At 56.7% G+C, this 26,277-nt stretch carries 26 protein-coding genes; 17 read left to right on the top strand and 9 right to left on the bottom strand.

From position 1 onward, the window contains the following. Window position 1 precedes the first annotated feature (1 nt). Window positions 2-652 carry a ribosome biogenesis GTP-binding protein YihA/YsxC gene (yihA, locus tag RYZ27_RS04575; RefSeq protein WP_406681185.1) on the top strand — a complete coding sequence of 217 codons (651 nt, stop codon included), beginning with the start codon at window positions 2-4 and terminating at the stop codon, window positions 650-652. Between the two features lie 22 nt (window positions 653-674). Here the strand turns inward: yihA and RYZ27_RS04570 are convergent, their stop codons facing one another. Beyond that, window positions 675-1,658 carry a diguanylate cyclase domain-containing protein gene (locus RYZ27_RS04570; RefSeq protein WP_406681184.1) on the bottom strand — a complete coding sequence of 328 codons (984 nt, stop codon included), beginning with the start codon at window positions 1,656-1,658 and terminating at the stop codon, window positions 675-677. A 240-nt stretch (window positions 1,659-1,898) separates the two neighbouring features. Between RYZ27_RS04570 and RYZ27_RS04565 the strand changes: the two genes are divergently transcribed. The 9 genes from RYZ27_RS04565 to RYZ27_RS04525 all read left to right on the top strand — a co-directional run bounded on the left by RYZ27_RS04565 (window position 1,899) and on the right by RYZ27_RS04525 (window position 10,488). After that, window positions 1,899-4,190, top strand: a complete 2,292-nt coding sequence (locus tag RYZ27_RS04565) for a TonB-dependent receptor (RefSeq protein WP_406681183.1) — start codon at window positions 1,899-1,901, stop codon at window positions 4,188-4,190. 97 nt (window positions 4,191-4,287) lie between these two features. Beyond that, entirely contained in the window at window positions 4,288-4,758 is a 471-nt protein-coding gene (locus tag RYZ27_RS04560) for a GNAT family N-acetyltransferase (protein WP_406681182.1), read from the top strand. Between the two features lie 40 nt (window positions 4,759-4,798). Continuing rightward, window positions 4,799-5,698 carry an acetylglutamate kinase gene (gene argB / locus RYZ27_RS04555; RefSeq protein ID WP_406681181.1) on the top strand — a complete coding sequence of 300 codons (900 nt, stop codon included), beginning with the start codon at window positions 4,799-4,801 and terminating at the stop codon, window positions 5,696-5,698. An 85-nt stretch (window positions 5,699-5,783) separates the two neighbouring features. Then, a complete protein-coding gene (locus tag RYZ27_RS04550) occupies window positions 5,784-6,719 on the top strand; it encodes a DUF1036 domain-containing protein (RefSeq protein ID WP_406681180.1) in 936 nt (311 codons plus the stop codon). Between the two features lie 8 nt (window positions 6,720-6,727). Further along, the gene (locus tag RYZ27_RS04545) at window positions 6,728-7,423 is read left to right on the top strand and encodes a pyrimidine 5'-nucleotidase (RefSeq protein ID WP_406681179.1); all 696 of its coding nucleotides are present in this window, start codon (window positions 6,728-6,730) and stop codon (window positions 7,421-7,423) included. A gap of 20 nt (window positions 7,424-7,443) precedes the next feature. After that, a complete protein-coding gene (gene dapD, locus RYZ27_RS04540; protein WP_406681178.1) occupies window positions 7,444-8,277 on the top strand; it encodes a 2,3,4,5-tetrahydropyridine-2,6-dicarboxylate N-succinyltransferase in 834 nt (277 codons plus the stop codon). Window positions 8,278-8,427: 150 nt separating this feature from the next. Further along, on the top strand, window positions 8,428-8,979 hold the full coding sequence (gene hpf / locus RYZ27_RS04535) for a ribosome hibernation-promoting factor, HPF/YfiA family (RefSeq protein ID WP_406681177.1): 552 nt from the start codon (window positions 8,428-8,430) through the stop codon (window positions 8,977-8,979). Window positions 8,980-8,995: 16 nt separating this feature from the next. Beyond that, on the top strand, window positions 8,996-9,469 hold the full coding sequence (locus tag RYZ27_RS04530; RefSeq protein WP_406681176.1) for a PTS sugar transporter subunit IIA: 474 nt from the start codon (window positions 8,996-8,998) through the stop codon (window positions 9,467-9,469). Window positions 9,470-9,549: 80 nt separating this feature from the next. After that, entirely contained in the window at window positions 9,550-10,488 is a 939-nt protein-coding gene (locus RYZ27_RS04525) for an MBL fold metallo-hydrolase (protein ID WP_406681175.1), read from the top strand. Window positions 10,489-10,513: 25 nt separating this feature from the next. Here the strand turns inward: RYZ27_RS04525 and RYZ27_RS04520 are convergent, their stop codons facing one another. The 3 genes from RYZ27_RS04520 to RYZ27_RS04510 form a co-directional block, all read right to left on the bottom strand. Then, a complete protein-coding gene (locus RYZ27_RS04520) occupies window positions 10,514-10,708 on the bottom strand; it encodes a zinc-finger domain-containing protein (RefSeq protein ID WP_406681174.1) in 195 nt (64 codons plus the stop codon). Between the two features lie 65 nt (window positions 10,709-10,773). Continuing rightward, a complete protein-coding gene (locus RYZ27_RS04515; RefSeq protein WP_406681173.1) occupies window positions 10,774-11,568 on the bottom strand; it encodes an enoyl-CoA hydratase-related protein in 795 nt (264 codons plus the stop codon). A gap of 6 nt (window positions 11,569-11,574) precedes the next feature. Further along, the gene (locus tag RYZ27_RS04510; protein ID WP_406681172.1) at window positions 11,575-12,600 is read right to left on the bottom strand and encodes an acyltransferase family protein; all 1,026 of its coding nucleotides are present in this window, start codon (window positions 12,598-12,600) and stop codon (window positions 11,575-11,577) included. A 121-nt stretch (window positions 12,601-12,721) separates the two neighbouring features. Between RYZ27_RS04510 and RYZ27_RS04505 the strand changes: the two genes are divergently transcribed. Together RYZ27_RS04505 and scpA are read left to right on the top strand one after the other, a co-directional pair. Then, on the top strand, window positions 12,722-14,659 hold the full coding sequence (locus RYZ27_RS04505; RefSeq protein WP_406681171.1) for a methylmalonyl-CoA mutase family protein: 1,938 nt from the start codon (window positions 12,722-12,724) through the stop codon (window positions 14,657-14,659). Between the two features lies 1 nt (window position 14,660). After that, the gene (gene scpA / locus RYZ27_RS04500) at window positions 14,661-16,814 is read left to right on the top strand and encodes a methylmalonyl-CoA mutase (RefSeq protein WP_406681170.1); all 2,154 of its coding nucleotides are present in this window, start codon (window positions 14,661-14,663) and stop codon (window positions 16,812-16,814) included. A 127-nt stretch (window positions 16,815-16,941) separates the two neighbouring features. Here scpA and RYZ27_RS04495 read toward each other — a convergent pair whose 3' ends face one another. After that, entirely contained in the window at window positions 16,942-17,964 is a 1,023-nt protein-coding gene (locus tag RYZ27_RS04495; protein ID WP_406681169.1) for an SRPBCC family protein, read from the bottom strand. A 173-nt stretch (window positions 17,965-18,137) separates the two neighbouring features. Here RYZ27_RS04495 and RYZ27_RS04490 point away from each other — a divergent pair, with 173 nt between their 5' ends. Beyond that, window positions 18,138-19,571 carry an amidase gene (locus RYZ27_RS04490; protein WP_406681168.1) on the top strand — a complete coding sequence of 478 codons (1,434 nt, stop codon included), beginning with the start codon at window positions 18,138-18,140 and terminating at the stop codon, window positions 19,569-19,571. Window positions 19,572-19,574: 3 nt separating this feature from the next. Here RYZ27_RS04490 and RYZ27_RS04485 read toward each other — a convergent pair whose 3' ends face one another. Together RYZ27_RS04485 and RYZ27_RS04480 are read right to left on the bottom strand one after the other, a co-directional pair. Next, a complete protein-coding gene (locus RYZ27_RS04485) occupies window positions 19,575-19,991 on the bottom strand; it encodes a DUF1489 family protein (RefSeq protein WP_406681167.1) in 417 nt (138 codons plus the stop codon). Window positions 19,992-20,000: 9 nt separating this feature from the next. Then, the gene (locus RYZ27_RS04480; RefSeq protein ID WP_406681166.1) at window positions 20,001-20,726 is read right to left on the bottom strand and encodes a hypothetical protein; all 726 of its coding nucleotides are present in this window, start codon (window positions 20,724-20,726) and stop codon (window positions 20,001-20,003) included. 157 nt (window positions 20,727-20,883) lie between these two features. On the opposite strand from RYZ27_RS04480, the gene RYZ27_RS04475 reads away from it, so the two are divergent. Beyond that, window positions 20,884-21,819: an L-threonylcarbamoyladenylate synthase gene (locus tag RYZ27_RS04475; RefSeq protein ID WP_406681165.1), complete on the top strand. Its 936-nt coding sequence runs from the start codon at window positions 20,884-20,886 to the stop codon at window positions 21,817-21,819. A gap of 99 nt (window positions 21,820-21,918) precedes the next feature. Next, window positions 21,919-23,349 carry an FAD-binding oxidoreductase gene (locus RYZ27_RS04470; RefSeq protein ID WP_406681164.1) on the top strand — a complete coding sequence of 477 codons (1,431 nt, stop codon included), beginning with the start codon at window positions 21,919-21,921 and terminating at the stop codon, window positions 23,347-23,349. On the opposite strand, the gene RYZ27_RS04465 is transcribed toward RYZ27_RS04470, so the two are convergent. Continuing rightward, complete coding sequence (locus RYZ27_RS04465) at window positions 23,346-24,485, bottom strand: hypothetical protein (RefSeq protein WP_406681163.1); 1,140 nt, start codon at window positions 24,483-24,485, stop codon at window positions 23,346-23,348. The two genes, RYZ27_RS04470 and RYZ27_RS04465, sit on opposite strands and share 4 nt — an antisense overlap. A gap of 116 nt (window positions 24,486-24,601) precedes the next feature. Between RYZ27_RS04465 and RYZ27_RS04460 the strand changes: the two genes are divergently transcribed. Continuing rightward, window positions 24,602-25,174, top strand: coding sequence for a Fur family transcriptional regulator (locus tag RYZ27_RS04460; RefSeq protein ID WP_406681162.1), 573 nt, complete (start codon window positions 24,602-24,604; stop codon window positions 25,172-25,174). Here RYZ27_RS04460 and RYZ27_RS04455 read toward each other — a convergent pair. Further along, window positions 25,142-25,693: a cupin domain-containing protein gene (locus RYZ27_RS04455; RefSeq protein ID WP_406681161.1), complete on the bottom strand. Its 552-nt coding sequence runs from the start codon at window positions 25,691-25,693 to the stop codon at window positions 25,142-25,144. The genes RYZ27_RS04460 and RYZ27_RS04455 overlap by 33 nt on opposite strands. 233 nt (window positions 25,694-25,926) lie before the next feature. On the opposite strand from RYZ27_RS04455, the gene RYZ27_RS04450 reads away from it, so the two are divergent. Then, on the top strand, window positions 25,927-26,184 hold the full coding sequence (locus RYZ27_RS04450; protein ID WP_406681160.1) for a YjhX family toxin: 258 nt from the start codon (window positions 25,927-25,929) through the stop codon (window positions 26,182-26,184). Window positions 26,185-26,277: the final 93 nt, after the last annotated feature.

The raw sequence follows: 26,277 nt of genomic DNA, 5'->3' as shown, positions 1-26,277 counted from the left end.
CATGAGCGAACAGCCGCCCGAATTCTCTGATGAGGCGCTTGAAGCCGGGCGCAAGCTCTGTCTGTCTCCGGTTGAGTTTATCCTCGGCGCTGCGGACCTGCATCAGCTTCCGGCAATGGATCGCCCGGAAATCGCTTTTGCCGGACGCTCCAATGTTGGCAAGTCGAGCCTGATCAATGCGCTCTTGAATCGCAAGAACCTCGCCCGCTCTTCAGCAGAGCCCGGCAAGACGCGGGAACTAAACTATTTCAATCTCGGACCGGATCGCCTCTGGGTCGTGGATTTGCCCGGCTTTGGCTATGCCAAAGTCTCCAAAACGCAGGCTGCGAAATGGACCCGCCTGACCAAGCGCTATCTACAGGGCCGGGCGAATCTGCAGCGAGTCTTCCTGCTGGTCGACAGTCGCCGTGGCCTTATGGATACCGATCTCGAAACTATGGCCATGCTCGATACGGCTGCTGTGATCTATCAAGTCGTTCTGACAAAGTCCGACAAGATCAAAGCCAGCGAACTGGCCAAGGTCAAAGCCAAGGTTGAAAGCGCCCTGAAGACCCATGGCGCTGCACACCCGGTCGTTCGGGTGACCTCTTCTGAAAAGGGCTTTGGCATTGCCGAACTGAGAGCTGAGATCGGGCGTCTCGCAAACACATAACAAGCCGTGTGCAAATTGAGCTCTAAACCGCCTTTAGGTGACGATCCGCATGAGTTTCGCGCCGATCACTCTGTCGCCGCCCTGGGCCAACCTTCGCCCGCAGCATGCGCTTATCCGCCGCTTCGATCAGGGCGCTAACGGTTGTAAACTCTTCAGGATAACGCGCCGTTCCAAACGAGGCACCAACCTCAAGAAGGCCATACTCGCTCTTAATCGGCGCGCAGATATGGTGGTTTAGTGTCTTTAGAAGCACATCCAGCATGGCATTATCGACGAAGTCCTCGCAAACCAGTGCAAACTCATCCCCGCCCAGACGGGCGCAAACACTCGCGCTCTTAAAATCGAGCAGACGCTCGGCCACAACCTTTAAAACGACATCCCCGGCCGCATGCCCATAATTGTCGTTGACCTGTTTGAACCGATCCAGATCGGTATAGATAATGACAAATGGCTCATTCCGTTCAACCTTTTCGAGCAGAGCTTGAAGGAAACGACGGCGATTAAACAGCCCGGTAAGCGCGTCTGTTTCGGCGAGCAATCGCATTTGTTTCTCGACAGCTTCGCGTTCAGCCACCTCACGTCGCAGTTCTGCAACCAACGTTTCGTTCTCTGACAATAGAACCGTCATCAAGGCAAAGGCGCTCGTCATGCCGTGATAGAGACCGTTCTGGTCAATCACGATCAAACCAGTGTCCCCGGTCATCTGTTCATCCCGGCGCTCAAGGCTTGCTACCGCTTCAAGATCATCGTCCAGAGAGACCGTCCGGTAATCCTGGGACGCGAGCGTTTCGGCTGGACGCTTTTCATACAAAGCGCGCCCATAAAGGCTGGTGAATTTCGTCATGAAGGCGTGGCGATTAATGTAGGCAATCGGGCGTCCCGCTTCATCGACAACCGCCAGTCCGGGAATGGCCGGATAGTCAGTAAACAACTGGATCACATCGGCGCCGACAGACTCCCGTGGAAGAGCTGGAATTTTCTCAATCGGAAACGTCTTGGAAGGCAAAGGCCTCTCCTTGAATCTTGTACCGCCACGAAGGTTGATGTCTTTTTTCTGCTTATGCCTGACACGCATTGATATCTGTTGAGGATGACCAAAAAATCTCACAGATCACGTTAACCTGTTACCGTTTCACAACAGATTGAACCGAACCGCTCAATGTCATGAGATGGCAACAAAACCGTCGCCATACTGTAGCACAAACACCGTAACGCGCTCCCATTACGCAAGAATGGAGCACGACCCATGCAACGATCCCTCACCCTCAGCGCATCAGCGCTTTGCCTCGCCGCATTGGCCTTACCCGCGACCGCTCAAGACAACGCCGAAAGCGAAGAGCTTCGCCAAGACGTTGTCACCGTGACGGTCCAGAAGCGCGAACAAGCCCTGATCGATGTCCCGGTTGCGGTCAGCTCAATTGATGGCGAAACACTATCTGACCTTGGCCTTGCTGAATTTGATGAACTCGCCCGCTTCATTCCCGGTTTTGAAGTTCAAGAGCAAAGCCCGAATAATCCAGGATTTGTGATCCGCGGTCTGACCTCAGACAGCGGCGAGTCCAATATCGAACCCCGTATCGCGGTTTTTCAGGATGGGGTTTCCATCTCTCGCTCTCGCGGCTCTGTCGTTGAGCTTTTTGACATTGAGCGCGTTGAGGTCGCTAAAGGCCCACAACCAACCCTGTTTGGGCGCGGCGCTCTGATCGGCGGTGTGAACATTATTCAAGCCAAGCCGCAATTTGATTTCGCGGCCAGTGCCAGTGTGGGCATCGGGAATGAGAATGAGAAGTTTGCCGAGGGTTTCATTACCGGGCCGCTTGTGGATGACATGCTCGCTTTCCGTTTATCTGCCCGCCTGCGCGAGCGCGATGGCTATGTTGAAAGCCTGAACCCGAACGAAGAAGACTTTAACAGCCAGGATATGAAAGCCATTCGGGGTAGCCTAAGCTTCACCCCTAATGCAGACTTCTCTCTCGACCTGATCGCAAACTATCAGGAAGACAACCCAAGCGGCACCAGCTTCAAATCCGGGGCTTTTGATCCGCTCCCCGGCGCATCCCGCGAAGCCTGGGAGCCCGCCAATCTCAACAGCTTTGGTGATTTCGTCGATGGCGATCTCGGCCTCGACCGTGAAGTCTGGGGTCTCACAGCCCTCGCAGACTATCAGATCAATGACAGCCTCAGCCTGACCTCAATCACCGGCTACCGCGAGTTCGAAAGCTATGAAGTCTTCGATCCTGATGGCTTTGGCCTGCCAGTCTTTGCTTTCGTTGAAGATGCCGAAGGCGAGCAATTCAGTCAGGAATTGCGTTTGAACTTTGACTATAACGAATCCATTCGCGGTTTCGTGGGCGCCAACTACTTCGATGAAGACGGCAGTCAGGCTGTCCCGCTCTCTTATGACGAACGCGCCGTCCAAGCTCTGCTGGGGGGCTTCCTCGTTCCACCAAATGTCCCCGACATTGATAGTCTGCCGGCAATCAATCTTAACCCACTCGCTGGCGGTTTACCGCTTAAGCCAATCCACAATGAGATTTTCACCAACTTTGGCGAAACAACCTCATACGAGATTTTTGGCGATGTCAGCGTCGACATGGGCGGTGGCTTCGAGCTGACGGGTGGTTTGCGCTACACTTGGGATGAAAAGACATCCGGCCTAATCGTTGAACTTCCCGAAGGACCAAGCAATCTTACCTTTGCTGGTATCTTTGTTCAGCCAACGGCTGGTCTACCAGACGCTGATGCGAATGGCCTGATTGAAGCCAGCGATGAGTTTGATGACCTGACCTTCCGCCTCGCGGGTAAGCTGGAGCTCTCAGATAATGTGAACCTGTTTGCCAATGTCTCTCGCGGACGTCGACCGGAAGTTCTGACCGCTTCTGCAGGAACCCCACAAGCGGGCTTCACAACACTTGATGCTGAGCTTGTCGACGCTATCGAAGCAGGCATCAAAGGGATTTATCTCGATGGCAGCCTGAATGTGAACGCGTCTGTCTATCGTTATGACTATAAAGACTTTCAGGACACAATCGTTGATGATCAGGGCCTGTTGCAGCCGGTCAATGCGGGTGATGCAGAGTCAAATGGGGCAGAAATCGAGATCTTCTATACCCCGAACGAGATGTTTGACGTCACTGCCACTTATGGCTGGAACGAAACTCGGTTTAAAGACGACGGTGGCCCGTTTGCGGGCAACCGTCTGCGTTTGTCACCGGACCATACCGCCTCGATCGCCGCGCGAGCGCGTTTTGATACGCCGATTGGTGAACTCACTTTGGTTCCAAATGTGACCTGGCAGTCAAAAGTCTATTTTGACAATTCAGAGCGCGAAGCGATCAGTCAGGATGGCTATGCCCTGATCAACTTTAACGTTAATCTGGCAATTACAGACCGCTACTCTGTCAGTGCTTACATCAACAATGCCTTTGATGAAGAGTACTTGATTGATGCCGGAAATACCGGCGATGCGTTCGGTATCCCGACCTTTATTGCCGGGAAACCACAATTCTACGGCATCCGGTTTACCGCAGACTTCTAATAAGCCTGCTTGAAAACCAAGCATACTCTAATCGCCCTCGACCGCACCAGTGGTCGAGGGTTTTGCTTTTCTTGGTCATGCGGCATACGGACAAAGTATGACCCAAAAGCACGCTGTGATTTCTCCTGCCAATCTCGATGATGCGGACTTTATCGCGCTTATCGACACCCATGCCACGTTGATGCTCTCCATCTCCCCGCCGGGAAGCTGTCACTTCCTGCCGATTGATGGCCTGAAAGGAGATGACATCACCGTCTGGCAAATTCGTGAAGGGGAAACGCTGGTTGGCTGCGGTGCTCTGAAGCAAATTGACCAGACGCATGGTGAGATCAAATCCATGCATACCCTGGCCTCAAAACGTGGCGCTGGTTTAGGCCGTAAGATGCTGGAGCACATTCTGAAGATTGCGCGCGAGCGTGGCTATAAGCGCCTGAGTTTGGAAACCGGTTCCGAACAGGGCTTCAGGCCCGCAGTCCGCCTTTATGAGGCTTATGGATTTGTCGAATGCGGTCCGTTCGGCGAGTATAAAGCTGATCCTTATAGTCTGTTTATGACTCTTGACCTATAGAGCCTTTCAAAACGCCTCCAAATCCCGTTAAGGCACTGCCATGACCGAGACATCTCAATCCCAAGCCCAGCTGACGGCTGCCACATTATCTGAGGCTTTGCCCTACATTCAGCGCTATGATCGCCAGACTGTGGTCATCAAATATGGTGGCCATGCCATGGTGGATGAGGACCTCTCGGCGGCTTTTGCACGCGATGTCGTGCTGCTCAAACATCTCGGGCTTAATCCCGTCATTGTGCACGGTGGCGGACCACAGATTGCGAAACTTCTGGAGCGTCTCGGCATACAGTCTGAATTCCGTGACGGCCTGCGGGTGACCGATGATGCAACCATGGAAGCGGTTGAGATGGTTCTGTCAGGACCGATCAACAAATCCATCGTTCGTGCGATCAATAGTGCCGGTGGACGGGCTGTTGGCCTGTCGGGTTCAGATGGCGATCTGATGCGGGTGCGCCGCGCCACCAAAACCAGCCGCGATCCCGGCAGCCATGTTGAGCAGGTCATTGATCTCGGTTTTGTCGGTGAGCCGGAAAATGTTGATGTCACGGTTCTGAACACGCTGATGCAGGCCGAAGCTGACATTATCCCGGTCATCGCTCCTGTGGGCGTTGGCAGCGATGGTCGACGTTACAATGTCAACGCAGATACCGCTGCCGGAGCGGTAGCTGCAGCGCTTGGAGCCAAGCGTTTGCTCCTGCTTACAGACATTGTTGGTGTTCTCGATAAGGCCAAAACTCTGATCCGCGAGATTGATCATCGCAGCATTCAAGGCCTGATAGATGACGGAACCGTAATCGGTGGAATGATTCCCAAGCTTGAAACCGCGGCGAATGCTGTCACAAAGGGTGTCGGCGGGGCGGTCATTCTCGACGGGCGTGCACGGCATGCCCTCCTCATGGAGCTGTTTACCGAGCATGGCGCAGGTACAATTATTTACTAGATTTCTTCTCCTCAGCACACTTCTAGCCTTCGCGACGGCGCTATATGCCAAAGCTAGTGCTCAGCAGGAGGATACAGGCTGGAGCGTGTGTAACGAGACCAGCTATATTATCGAAACGGCAACCGCCCGATTTGAAGACACGGGCATTGTTGTCAGCGGCTGGACCCGCTTACGCCCCGGCGCCTGCGAGATCGTGCAGAATGGCCCCCTGACACCGGGCATTCACTACCTTTATGGCCGCTCCTCAACCGCACATCGCGGCGGACCAAAGACATGGCGCGGCGAGTTTCCACTCTGCGTCGATCCAACAGGCAGCTTCTCGATCGAAACCATCCCAGAGTGCAGTGTTATGGGTCTGGTGTCTGAAGGGTTCCAGCCTGTCCTGATAGAAAACCGGACGCGCTGGCGCACCTCTTTCACAGAGACAGAGGAGTTAAGCCTACAAGAGTCTGAAGCCGCTGGAGTGCAGCGCCTGCTTTATGATGCGGGCATTTTTACGGGCAATATTGATGGCAATCTTGGCCCTCGGACGCGCCGCGCGATTGGCGACTTTCTCGTTAGCAAAGGGCTCGATGCCCGAACATCCGACACAGACCTCGTGGACATCCTGGAACAGGCCGCGATTGAGCGCTCGCGTAATGTCGGCCTGACTTTCTGTAACCGCACCGAGAACCGGATCTGGAGCGCCATGGCGCGTCGGCGCGGTGAGGGCTGGGAAAGCCGCGGCTGGTGGCTGCTTGAGGCCGGAGGATGCGCCCGCGTTATCGATGACCCGCTCTTGCAGGCTGAACATTTTGCTTATGCAGAGATGGAGATGGAGGATGGCACCATCCGCACGCTACGCCGGGGCAATGATCCTTTCTGTGTCTCACGCTCCAAGTTTGCCATTACCGGACGAACCGAATGTGAAGCTGCCGCTTTCCGGACCGGGCAATTCGTAGCGACCCCAGCCCCTGAAAACCGCAAACTGGTGTTTGAATTCTTTGACCGGGATTTCGGTGATCCCGTGCGTGTGCAATAGGGTCGAGAATGCCATTTGAAGCCCTGCAAACCCGCAATGTCTGGGTCTTTGACCTCGATAACACGCTCTACCCCGCCGAATGTGATCTCTTCGCTGAGATTGACCAGCGGATGACCGACTTTGTCGCCCGCTTCCTGCGCATGGATAAGGTCGAGGCCCGCAAGGTTCAGAAACAATACTATGCCGAACATGGCACAACCTTGAACGGCTTGATGAGCCTGCACGGTATGGACCCGGCTGATTTCCTCGCCCATGTGCATGAAATTGATCTCTCTCCTCTGCCCCAGACGCCCGATCTCGCTGCAGCGCTGAAGGCCCTGCCCGGTCAGAAATACATCTACACAAACGGTTCCCGTCGCCATGCTGAGCGCGTGACGGATTATATGGGCCTGTCGGGTATCTTTGATGGCCAGTTCGCCATTGAGGACAGCGATTATACGCCGAAGCCAAACCAATCCTCCTATGATGCTTTTCTGGAGCGGTTCGGCTTCGCTCCGGACCGCGCTGTCTTCTTTGAAGACCTCGCGCGCAATCTTGCCCCTGCCCATGCGATGGGCTTCTCAACAGTCCTGGTTCATTCCGAAAAAGATTGGAGCCATGAACCAGAAAATGCCCGTCCTGCTGCATCAGGGGATGACCGACCCGATCACATTGACTATGTGACCGGCAACCTAACCCAATTTCTACAGGGCCTGACCGCCTGAAAACCTGAAAAGAGACGCCAATGACTGACCGCCTCGCCGCCTTGATTGATAGTGCCTGGGACAACCGCGCCGATATCAGCACGGAAACACAAGGGGAAATCCGCGAAGCTGTCGATGCTGCCCTTGATCTGCTTGATAGCGGCGAAGCCCGCGTAGCTGAGCCAACAGCAACACCGGGCGAGTGGCACGTCAATCAATGGCTCAAGAAGGCCGTTCTGCTCAGCTTCCGCCTGAACCCAAACACCATCATGGACGGCGGCCCTGGCCATCGCGGCACATGGTGGGACAAGGTGCCCAGCAAGTTTGAAGGTTGGGGCGCAAGTGAGTTTGAAGCCGCTGGTTTCCGCGCGGTTCCGCCCGCGGCCGTGCGTCGCGGGGCCTATATCGCACCCGGCGCGATCCTGATGCCTTCCTACACCAATATCGGCGCTTATGTCGGCGAAGGGACAATGATCGACACCTGGGCTTCTGTCGGCTCCTGCGCACAGGTTGGCAAGAACTGCCATATCTCTGCTGGAACCGGGATTGGCGGCGTGTTGGAGCCCCTACAGGCGAACCCAACGATTATTGAAGATGATTGTTTTATCGGCGCGCGCTCAGAAGTCGTCGAAGGCGTCATCGTTGGCAAAGGCTCTGTGATCGCGATGGGCGTCTTTATCACCCAATCCACCAAAATTGTGGACCGCGCCACCGGGGCCATTTCCTACGGCAAAGTCCCGCCCTATTCCGTCGTCGTTCCGGGCACTTTACCCGATCCGAATGGCGGCCCATCTCTCGCCTGTGCTGTAATTGTTAAAACAGTAGACGAGCGAACACGCGCAAAGACAGGCATTAACGAACTGCTGCGCGATTAAAACCTAATCACATTTGGTCGCAGGGCTTGCAATCACCTGATTATCCACCGAAATTAGCCCTGTGAGGCTCGTAAATCTCACTTCGTCCGATATACTGGACATACAAACCAACGGAGGTCATCCGTGACAATTCAAATTGCAGGACGGCACATGGACGTCGGTCAAGCGCTCAGTGAGCGCATCGAAGACGGACTTGAGTCTGCTGTTCATAAATATTTCGACCGTAGCTTTGATGCGACTGTGACCGTTGAAAAACGCGGTCACGAGGTTCTCAGCGACTGCACGGTCCACTTACCTTCAGGAATTGTGCTCCAGTCGTCCGGGTCAGCCAATGATCCGTATGCCTCTTTTGAAGAGGCGCTCGACAAGATGGAGAAGCGTGTGCGGCGCTATCACCGCAAACTCAAAGATCATCACAAGCGTACACCGATGCCGAGTGAACCGGCCGCCTTTTCAATCCTGAAAGGCTCTGGTGAAGCTGAAGCAACCGAAGATGCCGGGGATGCTCCTCTGATCATCGCAGAATCGGCTTCGGACGTGAAAACCATGTCTGTTTCAGAGGCTGTAATGCAGCTTGAACTGTCAGAAACCCCTGCCGTTTTGTTTCGAAATGTGAAACACGGCGCCCTGAACATGGTGTATCGCCGTGAAGATGGGAATATTGGCTGGGTCGACCCTTCAGGTCATTCGGCAGCAAGCTGAACCAACAGGTCATAAAATGACGACTGATCTTAGCGGCCTTCTGACGGGTGGCATAATCCTCGACATTCAATCGAGTGACAGCCGCAAAGAAATTCTTTGCACGCTGGCAAATGCCTTGGCTGACACGCTGGGCATTGAAGGACGGGATGTATTTGACGCCGTTATGGAACGCGAGAGCCTCGGCTCTACAGGTGTGGGGGAAGGCGTAGCCATTCCCCATGCCCGCATTGAAGGGATTGAGAAAGCCGTTGGCGGCTTTGTTCGTCTCACGGATGGTGTTGATTTCGACTCCATTGATGGTCGTCCTTGTGACCTGATTTTCATGCTTCTGGCTCCACACGGCTCAGGCGCAGACCATTTGCGCGCCCTCGCTCAGGTCAGCCGCACCTTCCGTCAGGCGGACCTGCGTGACCGCCTGCGCAATGCTGAAGACCGCAACGCCATTGCCGCGATCATTTGCGAAAAGGCGCTGACTCAAACAGCCGCTTAAGCCTGTAAACGTGATCGTGACTGGCCATCTGGTGTAAGCCCTCTAAATCCTGTCTGGAAACAGATCGGGAGAGTTTTCACATGATCCGCCAGACCCTTTTAGCAACGGCCATCGGCCTTGCCCTTTTACCTGCGGCTACGGCCCATGGTGTACATTTGCCAGTTAACCAGCAAGCCCAACCTGTGGCCGTTGTGACAACCGATCTCGGCGATGGTCTCTACATGCTACAGGGGCGCGGGGGAAATATTGGCGTTCTGGCCGGCGAAGACGGCGTCTTCGTGATTGATAGCCAGTATGCCGACATGGCCCCGGGCATTCTGGACGCGATCGATGCAATCGCTGAGGACAAGCCGCGCTTTCTCGTCAACACGCACTGGCATGGGGATCATGTCGGTGGCAACGCAGCCATCAATGGCGCTGGCGCAACCATCATTGCCCATCAGGGCGTTCGTGATCGCGTCACCGTTGATGTCACACGCGAATGGTTTGGTGGGCAGGAAATCACCACTAAAGCAAGCCCGCCCGAAGCCTGGCCCGTTATCACATTCAATGATCAGATGACGCTTTATCTGAACGGCCAAACCATTCGCCTCATCCACGCCCCAACCGCGCATACCGATGGCGACACGTTCATCCATTTTGAGGAAGCCAATGTCATTCACACCGGTGACCTGATGTTCAATGGTAGCTTCCCATTTGTTGACATCACATCTGGTGGAACATTCGCTGGTTTTATCGCTGCGACGCAGACCATGAGCGATCTCGCCAATGCAGAGACGCGCATCATTCCCGGCCATGGCGGGCTTGCCACCAAGGCTGATTTCGCCGCCACATTGGATATGCTGGATAGCGTGGTCGCCGCTGTAAAGGTTGAAGTCGATGCGGGTAAAACCCTTGATGAAACGCTGGATGCCGCCCCGCTCACCCCATGGGTGGAGGACTGGGCGAGTAGCTTCATGACAGAGCCACGCTTCACCACATTGGTCTATCAGGATCTTGTGCGTTCAGCCGCAGACTAAATGTGAAATCAAGAAATAAGGCCGACTAAGCGCTCGGGTCGGCCTTGCCGCCTTTCAAGATGAAGCGGCGGTCGCAATACTTGCATTCGACCATGTCATCATCACCCATCTCATACCACGTGATCGGGTGCCCCAGCGCACCGCCACCGCCATCACAGGCAACCTTGCGCTCCTCAACAAAGATCACTTCGGGGGCATTGAAATCCGGCTTTACAGTCATGGTCAATCTTCCAGTTCGGTACTGGGAGCGAGCTAACGCGCGCCCCCGATATCGTCAATTGCTGTCTATGTCGTCCAGTTTGGTTTGCGTTTCTCAAGAAACGCTGAAAGGCCCTCACGGCCTTCATCGGAAACCCGGCGCGCGGCAATCCGCTTGGCGCTTTCCCGGCTGAGCGCATCCGTAATTGGGGCGCCAGAAAAATCAGCAACCAGGCGCTTGGCATCATGTACCGCGCCCGGTGCCGCCGCCATAGCGAGACCCGCCAGATATTCTTCCATCTCCGTCATCGCCTGACTGTCATCAACTGTATACTGGACCAGGCCGATCTTCTCGGCGAACCCGGCATCAAAGACTTCAGCCGTAACAAACAGAGCCTTTGCCCAGCGCGGTCCAATGGCTTCAATCACGAATGGTGAAATCGTCGCTGGCGTCAGGCCCAGCTTGACCTCACTGAAAGAGAACTTCGTCCCGGACATCGCCACAGCCACATCACAGGCTGCCACCAATCCGGCTCCTCCGCCCATGGCTGCGCCCTGTACCAAAGCCAGCGTCATTTGCGGCAGGTTGGCGAGCTTCTTCAGCATCACCGCGAGCGCCATGGCATCTTCTTCATTATCCTCGCGGGTCCAGTCCTGCGCCGCTTCCATCCATTTCAGGTCCGCCCCAGCCGAAAACACATCCCCGGCCCCACGCAGGATGACCAGGCGCAGGCCGTCCTGCTCTTCAATCGTTTCCAGCGCATCAGTAAGCTCACCAATCACCTGCCCATTAAACGCATTACGACGCTCTGGCCGATTCAACGTCAGGATGGCCACGCCGCCGGGCGTCGCATCAAGGGTAATTGTCTCATATTCGGCCATGGCCTGTTACTCCGTCTTGCTGACCTGCCTGTAATGGCTATCGGGTCTCAGCGCTGGTTTCTCTATCAGCCACCATAGCCCATAGGAAAGCCCGAAGACCAGCACTGTTGCCGCTGCAAATCCGCCCACTGCGCCGAGTTGCGTAAACACTCCAAACGCGACCATGGTCTGCAAGATTGGGAAGTGGACGATATAAACCCCATAGCTGACATCCCCCCAGCGCGCAGCGTTCAAAGCCGGACCCGGCATGAAAGCAATACCGGCGATCAAGGCAGCCAATCCCGCCGCGCGAAACACTTCACCAAACGGGATAAAGAAAGAGACCAACGTCACCAAACTACCAATCAGCAAAAGCAATCCAGATTGCGCTTTCGCCCAATCCCAAAACCGCCACAGCACCATACCACTGGCAAAATAAGCCATCTGCCCCGGTAGCTGACGCGCAATCCGTTCACCGAGGAAGCCCTCAATAAGCTGCGGAACACTCAAGGCCCAGACGACACCGCCAAAATACAAGACCGCAAGGCCAAGCCACCATAGCCGCTTCATGCCCGTCAGGATGAAGGCCAGTATCGGCACACACATATAGAACAGGACCTCAATTTTCAGAGTCCACAATGCTCCATTCACTTCGGTGAAGCGGTTCTCTGCAAATACCCCAGGCAGGTTTGGTTCCAGAAAATTCAGGAAAACCAGGTTCGCTGCCAGATAACGGCCCACAGCCCCAAAATCAAAACTAAGAGCCAAACCGATCGCGGCAGGCACCAGAATGATCACCAGATAAGCCGGATAGAGCCGCCGCACGCGCTTTCCAGCATAGTCTGACAGCCCTTGCGAGCGCTCCCATGAGCCGTACACCAGCGCGCCGGACACGATAAAGAAACCCTGAATGCAGGTCTCGGCCAACACCGCGAGCCGGGCTTCCCAAACCCCGCCGACATCCAGTGATGCCAGCACAACCGCGTGATAGAGAAAGACCCCGCAGGCAAACACCAGACGCAGGAAATCAAAACGGTTTGCAGGCTGAGTCATTGTGCCGGGCTAGAACGATGCTGGAAAGGGTGCAAGCCCCACTTCTTTAACGTAACCTCTTGCCCTCTTTGCCGCACTGCGTCATTGCACACTGAAAAAAGATGAAGAAGCAGGTATTCCGATGGCAGATGATCTCCTTTCCCTCTCCACTGGCTTTGATGAGGCGACCGAAACAGATTGGCTCGCCGCCGTCGAAAAAGCCTTGAAAGGTGGCGGGATTGAGAAGATCACACGACGCACACGGGATGGTCTGCCGATCAAACCCTTGTATCGTGAAACGGATTTCCGCAGTGCAGCAAATCCTTTGGGTCAGCTTGGGGCTGCGCCATACTTGCGCGGTGCGAAAGCTGAGCCTGATCCATATCTGCAATGGGATATTCGCCAGCGCTTTACCCATCCTGATCCCGTCGCGACCAATGCCGAAATCCTGCGCGATCTTGAACGCGGCGTTTCCAGCATTGAGCTTGCCCATGACTGTTCAGGCCAGTCTGGCATACAGCTCTGTGACAGCGAGGCGCTGACAACCGCTCTCAAAGGCGTACGCGCAGACATTGCGACGATCGCGCTGGATCATTGCGGCGCAGGCACAGGCGCCAGCCTCGCAGCCTTGCTCGCGGTTTGGGCTGAACAGGCAGGCGATGCCAAAACCGCAAAACTCGCTTTTAATATAGATCCTGTCGGCACTTTGATGCGGACAGGCAAACTCGGTGGCGGCCTTGATGCTGTCTTTGACAAAACCGCCGCGCTCACCAAAACCCTTACTGCGAAATTCCCCCTCGCCACCGTCCTTCGCGCCGATGCGCGGCCCGTGCACGAAGCCGGCGGTACTGAAGCTCAGGAACTTGCCGCTCTAATCGCGTCTGCCCTCGATACATTGCGCCGTCTCGATAAGGCCGGGCTCGCCCCGGAAGCCGCTGCGGGTCAAATCCTGTTCACCCTGAATGTTGATGGCAATTACGGTCTCGGCATCGCCAAGCTGCGCGCCGCGCGTCAGCTCTGGGTCCGTGTTCTCGAGGCTCTTGATCTTGAAGCCCAGCCAATGCGGCTTCAGGCGGTCACGAGCGCGCGCATGCTCACGCGCTATGACCCTTGGGTAAACATGTTACGCGGGACCGCCTCCTGTTTTGCAGGCGCCGTTGGCGGAGCTGACATTGTCACCGTGCGTCCGTTCAACGAGGCTCTGGGCCTGCCGGAAGAACTTGGTCGCCGTATCGCGCGCAATACGCAGATCATGGCGATGGAAGAAAGCGGCCTTGGCCGGGTTGCCGATCCATCCGGCGGGGCCTGGTTCAGCGAAACCCTCGCCCGTGACATGGCCGAAGCGGCCTGGGCAGAATTCCAGACTATTGAAAGCGAAGGTGGTCTGGCTGAGAGCCTGATTGCTGGCGCGTTTCAGGAACGCATCGCTGAGTCTCTCGCCGCTCTGATGAAAGATGTTGGCCACCGAAAAGTCCCCATAACCGGGGTCAGCGAGTTCCCATTGCTGGAAGGCGTCGCCGCCCCAATTGGTGATCCGGGGCCAGTCACACCGAAAGACGGGGTTGATGCCTCAGGGCTCAATGCGCTCTTGCCCGGCTATGAAGCTCCAAAAGGCGAAGACACGGTTGCTGTACCCCTAAAGTCGATCCAGATTGCTGCGCCCTTCGAAGCTCTGCGCGATCGCGCTGAAGCCCACTTCGAAAAGACAGGTGCGCGCCCGGCCATCTTCCTTGCCACGCTTGGCCCGCTTGCCGAACACACCGCCCGCGCTGATTTCGCACGCAACCTGTTTGCCGCTGGGGGTATCGAGGCCAAATCCCCACCTGTCCCACCAGAAAGCCCTGCCGAACTCGCCGCCGCCTATCGCGCCAGCGGGGCCAGTATCGCCGTCCTGTGTGGTGCCGATACACGTTATACCGAAGAGGCCGAAGCCGCCGCAAAAGCGCTCAAAGAAGCCGGAGTTCTAACTCTCTGGCTCGCAGGGAAACATGAAACAGAAGACGTCGATCGTCACATCTATATGGGCTGCGACGTGGTGCACGAATGCACGCTGGCGCTGACCGAGCAGGGAGTAAAGTAAAATGACCACGTTCCCAGATTTCACCAAACTCGACCTCGGCACGCCGACAACCTCAACCACGAGCTCGCGCGAGCGCACACTGGATACCCCGGAAGGCATCAAACTCGCCAGCGCCTATAGCGCAGCGGATACGGCGGGCCTCGACTATCTTGATGATTATCCCGGCCTCGCGCCATTTGGTCGTGGCCCCTACCCGACCATGTATACCCAGCGTCCGTGGACGATCCGCCAGTATGCGGGTTTCTCTACGGCTGAGGACTCCAACGCCTTCTATCGCCGTAACCTCGCAGCGGGCCAGAAAGGTCTCTCCGTCGCCTTCGATCTCGCCACCCACCGCGGGTATGACAGTGATCATGTCCGCGTCTCGGGTGATGTCGGCATGGCAGGCGTCGCCATCGATAGCATCTATGACATGCGCACGCTGTTCTCTGGCATCCCGCTCGACAAGATGTCGGTCTCGATGACGATGAATGGCGCAGTCCTGCCCATTCTGGCGCTCTACATTGTTGCGGCTGAAGAGCAGGGCGTTTCACCGGACAAACTTGCCGGAACCATTCAGAACGACATCCTGAAAGAGTTCATGGTGCGCAACACCTATATCTATCCGCCCAAACCGAGCATGCGGATCATTTCGGACATCTTCGCCTACACCTCGCAGAATATGCCGAAATTCAACTCCATCTCGATCTCCGGCTACCATATGCAGGAAGCCGGTGCGACGGCTGATCTTGAACTCGCCTATACGCTTGCCGATGGCATCGAATATATTCGCGCGGGTGTTGCCGCGGGCCTTGATGTTGATGCGTTTGCCCCGCGCCTGTCCTTCTTCTGGGCCATCGGCATGAATACGTTCATGGAAGTCGCCAAGATGCGCGCCGCACGCCTGATCTGGGCCAAGCTGGTCAGTCAGGAGTTCAACCCGAAGAATGCCAAATCCATTTCCCTACGCACCCATAGCCAGACCTCCGGCTGGTCCCTCACCGCGCAGGATGTCTACAATAATGTCGTACGCACCTGCCTGGAGGCCATCGCGGCGGCGGGTGGTCAGACCCAGAGTCTACACACCAATGCATTTGACGAGGCACTCGCCCTGCCGACCGATTTCTCGGCCCGGATCGCCCGAAATACACAGCTCTTCCTGCAACAGGAAGGTGGCGCGGCCCAGACCATCGACCCATGGGGTGGCTCCTACTACGTTGAGCGCCTGACCCATGATCTCGCCGCTAAAGCGCTGGAGCATATTGCCGAAGTCGAAAAGCTTGGCGGCATGCGCAAAGCGATCGAGGAAGGCATTCCGAAGCTGCGGATTGAAGAAGCCGCTGCCAATACACAGGCCCGCATCGATAGCGGCCAGCAAACCGTTGTTGGCGTAAATAAATTCCTCCTCGATGAGGAAGAGGACGTGCCGGTTCTGAAGGTCGACAATGCCACGGTACGCCGTATGCAACTCGACAAGCTCGCGCGCCTGAAATCTGATCGCAGCCAGGCCGAAGTCGATGCCAAACTCGATGCCATCGCAACAGCGGCTGCGGGCACGGAAGGCAACTTGCTGGCCCTCGCCGTCGATGCTGCCCGCGCCAAGGCCACGGTCGGCGAAATCTCTGAAGCGGTTGAACGCAGCCAAGGCCGCCACAAGGCGGTGATCCGCTCGATCAAGGGTGTTTATGGCGCTGGCGTCAAAACCAATGACCGCGCCAAACAGGCCGCCGATATGGCGCAGGCCTTTATCAACAAGAATGGCCGCAAGCCGAAAATCTATATCGCGAAAATGGGACAGGACGGCCATGATCGCGGCCAGAAAGTCGTCGCCTCGGCCCTGATGGATCTGGGTTGGGAAGTTGAAATCGGCCCCCTCTTCCAAACGCCGGAAGAAGCTGCTCGGGATGCTCGCGCTGCTGGGGTGGATATTGTCGCAGCCTCATCGCTCGCCGCCGGGCACCTGACGCTCGTGCCAGAGCTGAAACGCGCCCTCGGCAATGAAGGCGCGGCGGCGACGCAGATTATTGTGGGCGGGGTGATCCCGCCGCAGGACTTTGACGCGCTCTACGCCGCTGGCGCCGTCGCCATCTTCCCACCGGGCACTGTCATCGCCGACAGCGCCGTCGCGATGCTGGAAGCGCTGGATGGGGATGACGGCATACAGGCGGCGGAGTAATCGAAGTCGGTTCGCGGAGCGAAAGTTTTGATCCACAGGATCAAAACTAGACGAAGATTGCCCCGGCAGGGGCTTTGCCTAATACAATTTCCGACTCAGATATTTCACCATCGGAATTTCAAAGGCTTTATTGAAGCGGCGACGACTTACTCGCCTCAGCGCGATCCTTCACGATCACCAAGACATTGCCGAGAATATCGCCGAGCAGCACCTCACCCCATAATTTCGCATATATCGAGAGATGATTGCTGAGATCATAGCGGGTATCGAGTATCAAGCGTGTACGCCCGTCATGCATTGGCTCAATCCGATACCCACCGTCGAAAATGCGCATATGTATAGTATCGGGACCGATCTTAGCATCGGTGTAGCGCGCGACGCTGTCATCGGGAAAAGCGAAGCTCCAACGCATAGCGCGGCCAGCGTCCCATTCGATAATGTGCTCTTCAAAATACACCTGGTTTTGCCAATAGGCTGCGCGAACCGCCCCAACTCCTTCGCCCTTCACCTCTGCAGAAACAGGTCTTGGCACCCCCATCACGCTTTGGGTAAAGGTCCAATGCCCCTCTTCCTCGTTGATGTCTGGCATGGATAGAAGCAGCGGCCAGACGACTTCCGGCGGCGCGTCAATGACGATCTCGCGTTGCACAGTAACCCGCTCCGGCGTCGGCGAAACACTCGCTTCAAATGTCAGCAGCGCGAGTGGCAGGAGAAGGAAACTGCCCTGCGCAACGCTGCCCCGCTTCATATTGCGCGCTAGAAAGTAACGCATGCTTGCAATGCCGATTGCCACAAACGGGAGCAGGACCGGCGCAGCTATCACCATGCATATCACGGCCTCTCGCAAGACAAGAAAACCAATCGCCATCAAACCGAGATAAACGTAAAAGGTGGTCGATAAGCTGTGCGAAAACGGCTTGTCGCCGTCAGGGTCAGAGAGCAGCGAGATCACCGCCCCAAACATGTATGGAATGCCCATCAACATAGTGATTGTGACGGAAAACTGACCAGCCGAAACAAAAGCTCGCCCTTCACCATAGCTATTCTGATCAAAATAAAACACCATCAGGGACATGGCGAACACCAGACCGAGTGTCACGCCAAGTCCTGACGCGCTCGCGAGAAAGAGGGCTTTTAGACGCCGAAGCATGCAATTTCCTTTACATGCACCAGTTTGTAATTATTCAATCGCAGCGCTATAGGTCAAATTGACCTAGAGGCAGAACAACACTTTGCCGAGGCAACTTGTGATCAATCTGGTTGCGCCTCCCCTTCCCTTCAGAGTCATTTGCGCTCATTCTCTCAGAATTACGGGAGACCAATATGAACGAGTACGATCAATACGATGCGCTGGGACTGGCACAACTGGTTCGCACGAAACAGGTCACACCAAGTGAGCTTCTGAGTGCCGCCATGCAACGTGCTGAAAAGGCTCAAGCCGAACTGAACTGTTTCTCCGCTCTGTTCCCTGAGATGGCACAAGAGGCGATTGATGATGGCCTGCCGGATGGTCCGTTCAAGGGTGTGCCCTTTGCCGTGAAGGATCTGGGTGTTGCCATCAAGGGTGCCCCGCTCACCAATGGCTCCAAAGCCTTTAAGGATAACCGCCCTGATTATGACGGCGTATTGGCCACCCGTTACCGCGAGGCAGGTCTTAGCCTCTTTGGTCAGACCACCACGCCTGAGTTCGGTCTGACCACGACTACTGAGAGCCAGCTATTCGGGCAGACACGCAATCCCTGGGACACAAGCCGCACCTCTGGCGGCTCATCCGGGGGCGCATCAGCCTCTGTTGCGGCAGGGGTTATCCCCGTCGCCCATGCCAGCGATGGTGGCGGCTCCATCCGTATTCCAGCGGCCTGTACAGGTCTTTTCGGAATGAAACCCTCGCGCGGCCGCACACCCACGGGGCCGCTCACAACCGAGGGCTGGAATGGCCAATCGGTTAATCATGTCGTTTCCCGCTCCGTGCGCGATAGCGCTGCCTTGCTTGACCTCACACATGGCCCGGAAACTGGATCGCGCTATGTCGCCCCACCACCAGAGGCGAGTTTCCTGAGCGCCCTAGACAATGATCCAAGACCCTTGAAGATCGCGCTCTGGACCACCGCACCAAATGGCACGCAGCCTGATGCCGATGCGCAAGCCGGAATAGATGCAACACGTAAATTGCTTGAAGACTTGGGTCACACTGTCGTCGAGGCTGGCCCGCAGATTGACGGTGAAGCGCTTGGTAAAGGTATCATGATGACGATCAGCGCCGCCATGGCGATGATCATGGAAATACGCGGCGAAATGCTTGGCCGCAAACTCGACCCCGACGATATGGAACCCGTCACCGCGCGCTTTGTGGAGTTCGGTAACACCATCCCAATGGCGGAGTTGATGAAGGCCAATCAGGCTTCAATCACCGCCGGGATTGTCTTCGATCATTTCATGGATGTTGGCGGGTTTGACCTCACCCTGTCCCCGACCCTGTCTCGCAAACCTGAAAAGCTCGGCGTCCTTTCGCTCAACCCGACCGATTTCGATGCCTATGGAGAGGCGGTTACAACGTTCGCGCCATGGTGCGCTGTGTTCAATCAAATCGGATCACCCGCCATGTCGGTCCCCCTGCACTGGACCGATGACAATTTGCCACTCGGTATGATGTTCGGGGCAAAATGTGGTCAGGAGCGCTTGCTTTATGCTCTGGCGGGCCAACTCGAACGCGCGGCTCCGTGGACGCATCGCCGTCCACCCGTCTGGGTTGGCTAAGCCTCACCAGACCCCGGCTTCGCGCAGCTGTGCGCGTAAGGCCGAAGGGAGCTCAATCGTCCCGCTACCTGCTTTCAAGTCAGCAGGTGCATCCTCCGGTTTCAGGTAACGCCAGCCCTGAAAAGGCCGCTTCGGCATAGGCTCAACCGGAAAAAGTTGCGGATCAAAAATCAACTCACATGCTTTACGGCCACCGCGATCGGTTATCTCCCGCACCTCAAAGATAGGTTGGCGGACCTGAATCAAGCCTTTGATAACCCAATAGATGGAGCCACCATCAGCCAGTTCAGCCCCACGCTTGGGCACCATACGGGTTTGGTGAAACGGGCGCTCATGCGTTTTCAGCAAGCGGTTCTGCCAGTCCTGAAGGTCCTTGATATCATCCGCGCCAACGCAGAGCTTCACCATGTGAATCGTCATACGCCAAGTTTAGCGCTCGGCGATCGCCAGACCAGTGCCTTCCTCCAGCGCTTCGACAAATTGCCGCTCAGCTTCACTGCTGGCAAAGAAGAAGGTCGCGTCGCTGATCACCGCGTCATAATCCCGGCGAATAGTGCGAAACGCGGCCTTGGCCTCAAAGGACAGGCTATACCGTGAAACATAACTCAAACCCCAGACCGGATCGGTCTCCAGCAAGTAGGATTGTTTGAAACGGGTCAGGCGCCCACCATCCGGGCCGCGCACAGGCGCGGGCAAAACATAATTCAGGCGCAGGAACGCCCCGTCGACCGGCTCCAGCCAGGCTTCGGCCTCAAGCTGGCGCACCGCCCAGACATCCAGCTCACTATCATTCTCTGATGGGACATGATCGAACCGCACGCGCCATGCTGTACCGAGGTCTTCCACCTCAACCATCTGCCCCAGGCTCGCGCGCAAATCATCGGGAAACAAGCGGCCATCCGGCGCGATTTCCGCACCCCAGGCCGCAGCCGCATCATCCAATGCGCCATCTTCGCCACTGGCTTCAACCAGTTGCCAACGTTCATTTGGGGGGAGGCGCGGATCAAACCGCAAGACGCGTCGTGCCGTGTCCGACGTCATCTCGACCATGAAAGCAGCCCGCAGGGTTGGCGGGGCTTCAGTTGCGCGCAAAGCCTGATCCATCGGACCGGATCCGGTCACGAGCGGAAACAAGAAAGCAAGCGCAACAGACATCTAAGCTGTGTCTCCTGAAAAGGCGGCAGCCTTATGGCAATTTGGTTAATGTCATAGGCTAAGCCATTAAGGTTGATGGCCTATGAACAGACTGCGTAAACGACAGCTAACAGTGCAGAAACTAGGCGTGTGCGGCGCGCGGTGCTAAGGGCAGGCCATGACCGCGCCTATCCTGCAACCGACACCAGAAAACATTGCCAAAGCCGCAAATATTCTGCGCGCTGGCGGGTTGGTCGCAATGCCCACGGAAACCGTTTATGGACTTGCTGCTGATGCAACGAATGCGCAGGCAATTGTCCGCTTGTATGAAGCCAAAGGGCGCCCCCGGTTTAATCCCCTGATCGCGCATGTCGCCGATATGGAGATGGCGCGCAAGCAGGGCGTATTTTCCAAACAAGCCGCAGCCCTTGCGCAGGCGTTTTGGCCCGGTCCACTGACGCTGGTGGTAGACCTTGAAGGCACGTCCACGGTCAGTGATATTGCCCGCGCCGGTCTCAACTCAATTGCCCTGCGCTGCCCAGCCCACGGCGTAGCCCGAGCCCTTCTCACCGTTTTTGGTGGCCCCCTGGTCGCCCCTTCCGCCAATCCGTCTGGCAAGATCAGCCCAACACGCGCCGATCATGTTGCCAATGATATGGGGGAGCGCGTGGATCTTATTCTGGATGGCGGCCCATGCGAAAGCGGCGTTGAATCAACCATCATTGATGCGCGCGGCCACCACCCGGCTTTACTGCGCCCTGGCAGCTTGTCAGCAGCAGAGATTGAAGCCATCTGGCCAGGGCTGGTCCGTCCGGAAAACAATGCGGATGCTCCAGTATCGCCTGGACAACTTCTGCGCCACTACGCCCCAAAAGCGCGGTTGCGGTTAAACGTGACCGCCCCTGATGCCGATGAGGCCGTTTTAGGGTTTGGTCCGGTTAAGGCCACGCTAAATCTTTCCCCGAGCGGTAACCTTGCCGAAGCGGCCAGCAACCTGTTCTTCATGCTGCGTCAGCTTGACCAAACCCATAGCAGGATCGCAGTCTCCCCAATTCCAGAGGATGGACTAGGCGAAGCGATCAATGATCGCCTGATCCGTGCGGCCTCGCGCTAAAGCGGCCTTGGGCGAAATGCGTATACCTTTCGTCTCATTCTCCTGCGACAGTCCTTCGTGTTAATGTCCTTCTATAGCCGTCCGTGATTGGAGCTGATCATGCCAGATACTGCCGCCACCCTCGCCCTGCCTGCCGCTTTTGAGCAAGCGGCCAAAGCCTTGCTCGGACCGAAAGGCTGGCACACAGATGCAGATTTATGTGAAGCGGCCGCAACGCCCTGGCGCGGCACCTATAGCGGTCGGACACCGGCTGTTGCGATGCCAGCCTCGACCCAGGAAGCTTCTGAACTCATCAAGCTCTGTAACGCCCATCACGTCGCGATCACACCGCAAGGTGGGAATACTGGCCTGGTTGACGCAGGAACCCCACACGGCGAGATCACGCTTAACTTGCGCCGGATGCAGGCGGTACGCGATACTGATCCGTTCAATAACTCCCTAACCATTGAAGCGGGCGCGCCGCTTGTAAACGCCCAGCAAGCCGCTGATGACGCTGACCGCCTCTTCCCGCTCTCGCTTGGCTCACAAGGGACTGCTACGATTGGTGGTCTCATTTCGACCAATGCGGGCGGTGTGGCCGTCCTGCGTTATGGCATGATGCGGGACCTGATCTTGGGCCTCGAAGTGGTTCTGCCGAATGGGGAAATTTGGGACGGCCTCTCGGGCCTGCGCAAAAACAATACCGGCTATGACCTGAAGCACCTGTTCGCCGGGGCCGAGGGCACGCTTGGCATCATTACCGCCGCGACATTGAAGCTGTTTCCGAAGGTCCAGCGCGCCTCATCATGGATCAGCTGTGAAAGCCCGGACGATATTATCAAACTGCTCGCCCTTGTCCGCAAACATGCCGGAGATACCGTCACCAGTTTCGAAATGATCCCAGCCAACGCCATCGATATGGTTTGTCAGGAAATGCCGGATACACGTGATCCTAATCCATCCGAGCTGCCATGGCGCGTTCTGTGTGAGATTTCTATGACCCGCGAAGATCATGCGCGCGCATTGCTTGAAAGCGCGCTTGAGGAGGCCTTTGAGATAGGGCTCGCTGCCGATGCTGTCATCGCGGAGAGCCTGTCCCAGGCCAATGCCTTTTGGGCCATCCGGGAGTCCATTCCGCTCTGCAAACGTGCTTTCGGTACTTCAATCAATCATGACGTGTCTGTCCCCGTCTCACGCATCCCGGATTTTCTTATTGCCAGCGAAGCCGCCGTCAAAACCATCGCGCCTGAAGCCGAAATCGTTGCTTTCGGTCATGTCGGGGACGGCAATTTACACTATTCGGCCTGCGAACCAGCGGATGTCGAAACACCAAGCCTTGGCAGTAAAGCCAAAGCAATTGTCGAGGCGGTTCATGCCTGCGCCATGCAGCATGACGGTTCGATCAGCGCCGAGCATGGTGTCGGCCGTCTCAAGCGCGATGAGCTTGCTGCGATCCGCCCTAAAGCAGCAACCGAGGCCATGATCGCGATCAAACGCGCGCTCGACCCGAATGGTATTCTCAACCCTGGCCGCGTGATCAGCGCTGACTAGACAATCACGGGCTCAAGTGGCGGCTGTACAGTCTGTTCGGCTTGCGAGCGCCCATAGAGCAATAAGAGCGAGACAAAGGCGATACTGGTGCCCTGGGAGGAAAACACTTCCAGCATCAACGCAAACAGCCAGCCCGGCAGGTTCTGCCGCTGCGCCTGTACGGCCACATCAATCGCCCCCTGCCCGAGCAAAGTCGCACGCGCCTCAGCAATCTGAACCTCAAGGTCATCACGCCGTTTCGCCAGACCCAACTCATTCTGGGCATCACGATAGGGCTTCTGGTGGGTCCGCCCGGCTGCTTCAACGCCGCGCAAATAGGCTTCCAGCCCCTCAACAGAGCGGGTCTCCGCCGGAATGGCGCGGACCTGCCGCGACCAGTCCTCGATCTGGGCCTCAATCACGGCGCGAGAAGAGACTGCCTGCGCGCGCGTGGCCGCCTCGCTTGCGGCATTATTCTCCATGAACATGGCCGTGCCTGCAATGCTGGTCGCGGCCCCCGCCAGGGCAAAGACCAATGCGCGTATCCCCTCGCTATGGCGCCGCGCCGACATGTGCCACCAGAAGAAAGTGAAGCCGCCAAAGGAACAGACCGACGCAATCACCCCGGCCCAACCCCAGATTTGCGCCTGCATCAGATCACTGACACTGCCGCTAAACGCCTGATAATTAGCAAAGGCAGAAAGCCCAGCCGCGGCCAGGCCCGCCAGCAAGAACAGCAAAGCCAGCAGTGTCATGATCAGCCGCTCGCCAACTTTCCCGCTGCGCTGTTTTGGCTTTGCCTCCACAACAATCGCCTCAGTCACCTCTTCTTTCTGAAGAGGGGCAGAGGATGCCGCCCGTGCCGCCGCGTTCTGCGCCCGAACCGGATCGAAGACGATGATTTCAGCCGGCGCACAGGGCTCCTCAGCCCAGATGTCAGCCTGCTCACGTTCGCGCAAATAGGTCATCAGCGGCCCATCAAGGCCACAGCCATGGCATTGCGCTCGCCCATTATGGAGCGTGAGCCTCAAGCCATCTGCCTTGCCGCATGCCGGGCAATCAACCTGTGCCTGCCCGCGATGATCAAACTGATCTTGCAAACCAGCCTCCTCAATCGCGCGGTGAAGCTTATCCGGAAATGTGATTGCGTCGCCCATAAAACACCCAATGATCACAATATGTTCTAGTATTGTTCATTAAATTTAGCTTCGTCAAGCCTGATTTCGTGTTTTCTTAGTCGACGCGTTAACCGGACCCCTCTATACGTCATACTATGACACGATTGAGAAAAACCACTGCGGCCAGTGGCCAGCGCCGCCTGCACCGCCGCCGCTGGCGCGGGCAGAATACGGTCCGCCCGACCCATACCGACCTGCTCGATGCCGCCCAGGAAGAAGCCCGCGCCGAGGGTAAGAGCCTGACCCAGATTCGCCGCCATGTTCTGGCGACTCTGCTACAGGCTGAGCGCCCGATGACGGCCTATGAAGTGCTCGCCTCTCTAGAGGGGGTTGGCTCGATCTCGCCGCCAACCGCCTATCGCGCGCTCGATTTCCTGATCCATCTTGGCTATGTCAAACGGGTTGAGAGCCTGAATGCCTATATCGCGCTCGACCTTGGCCCAAGCGAAGCGCCCATCGCGCTCTTCGTGTGTGAAAAGTGTGGTCAGGCGAAAGAGATTGAAGCGCCACAGGCGATCAATGGTTTGCTTCAGGCCGTCTCACAGGCGGGTATGAAAACCGATCAGACGGCACTGGAAATTCGCGGCGATTGCAATGGCACGCTCGGTTGCCAGCCCGTACTCGGCGAGGAAACTCTAGGATCGATCGACCAGCACAGCCACGAATAAAGCGGGTTCATCGCCTTCAACCGCCCAGGCATGATTGGTTGCGCGCTGAACGACGACATCGCCTGGCCCGATCACCGTTTCTTCCTTGTCGAGGATCAGCCGCACGCGCCCTTTCACGAGGATGATCGCATCCAGCGTATGCGTTGTGTGCATGGCGGGATGCTTGCTTGTGTCCGGCTGATGGTCTCCCGCCCCGATCGCAACAAAAGCCTGTCGCGTCAGATCCGCAATCATTTCCGGTGGCGCGCCCGCTGGAGTTGGACCGGACGTGAACCAGCGGATTTTCACCTTACCCTGATCCGGCGAGAGTATGGGCTTTCCCGCGCCTTTATCCTCGCAGGTGGACGGATCGAGCGGCCCAGACGCCTCATCATGCCAGATTTCTAACAGGCCGCCGAGATCGCCGGTGCGAAACTCATCGGCTGGCCCGCCATCTATCATGATATGCGATTTGCCCTCGCCATCATTCGCCGTCACGATCCGGCGCAGACCGCTCAACATCTCATCCATCTTGCTCATGCGTCTCTCCCTTTAATTTGAATATGAGACTAGGGCGCTCTTGACGCGGCTGGCAAGCACCTCCAGATGACTCGGGTACGGAGTTTTTATGTTTACCCTGTCTGAGTCCCGGTAAAGGCCCCACCTGCTGAACAAAAGCATCTGGGGCCCGAAACAAGCGAAGCCCTGACGGCACACTGCCTGTCAGATCGTTTGAACGCGCCTGTATGGCGCCTTTTCCGGACATTAAAACAATGGATATCTCACGCGCCGAACAGCGCATCCTGCACCTGCTCGCGCAAGGCGGGCGTATCGAAATCGAACGCGGTGAAGACCGCAAGATTACCAAACTCAGCTGCATCAACCGCGAAGGTTGGCGCTACCCTGGATTAGACCTCTTCCTGTTTCGAAAATTAAAGCGCAGGCGCGCGATTATTTCGAAAAATGGCCAGCCCTACCGGATTACCCGGCGCGGGCTGGAACTCGTCCGGTCCGAGTTTGACAATCGCTGAACCTGTCGCGGCGACACCACGTGTGGCCTCGCCGCGACACTTTTCAGGTTTTCCACATTCAGGGGGTTTCTCTCTCTGCGAACGAGTCTTAAC

The organism is Hyphomonas sp. FCG-A18 (genome assembly GCF_045287255.1).
GTDB lineage: Bacteria > Pseudomonadota > Alphaproteobacteria > Caulobacterales > Hyphomonadaceae > Henriciella.
Note: the sequence above shows the minus strand (reverse complement) of the source record. Positions and strands in the feature narration are given on the sequence as shown.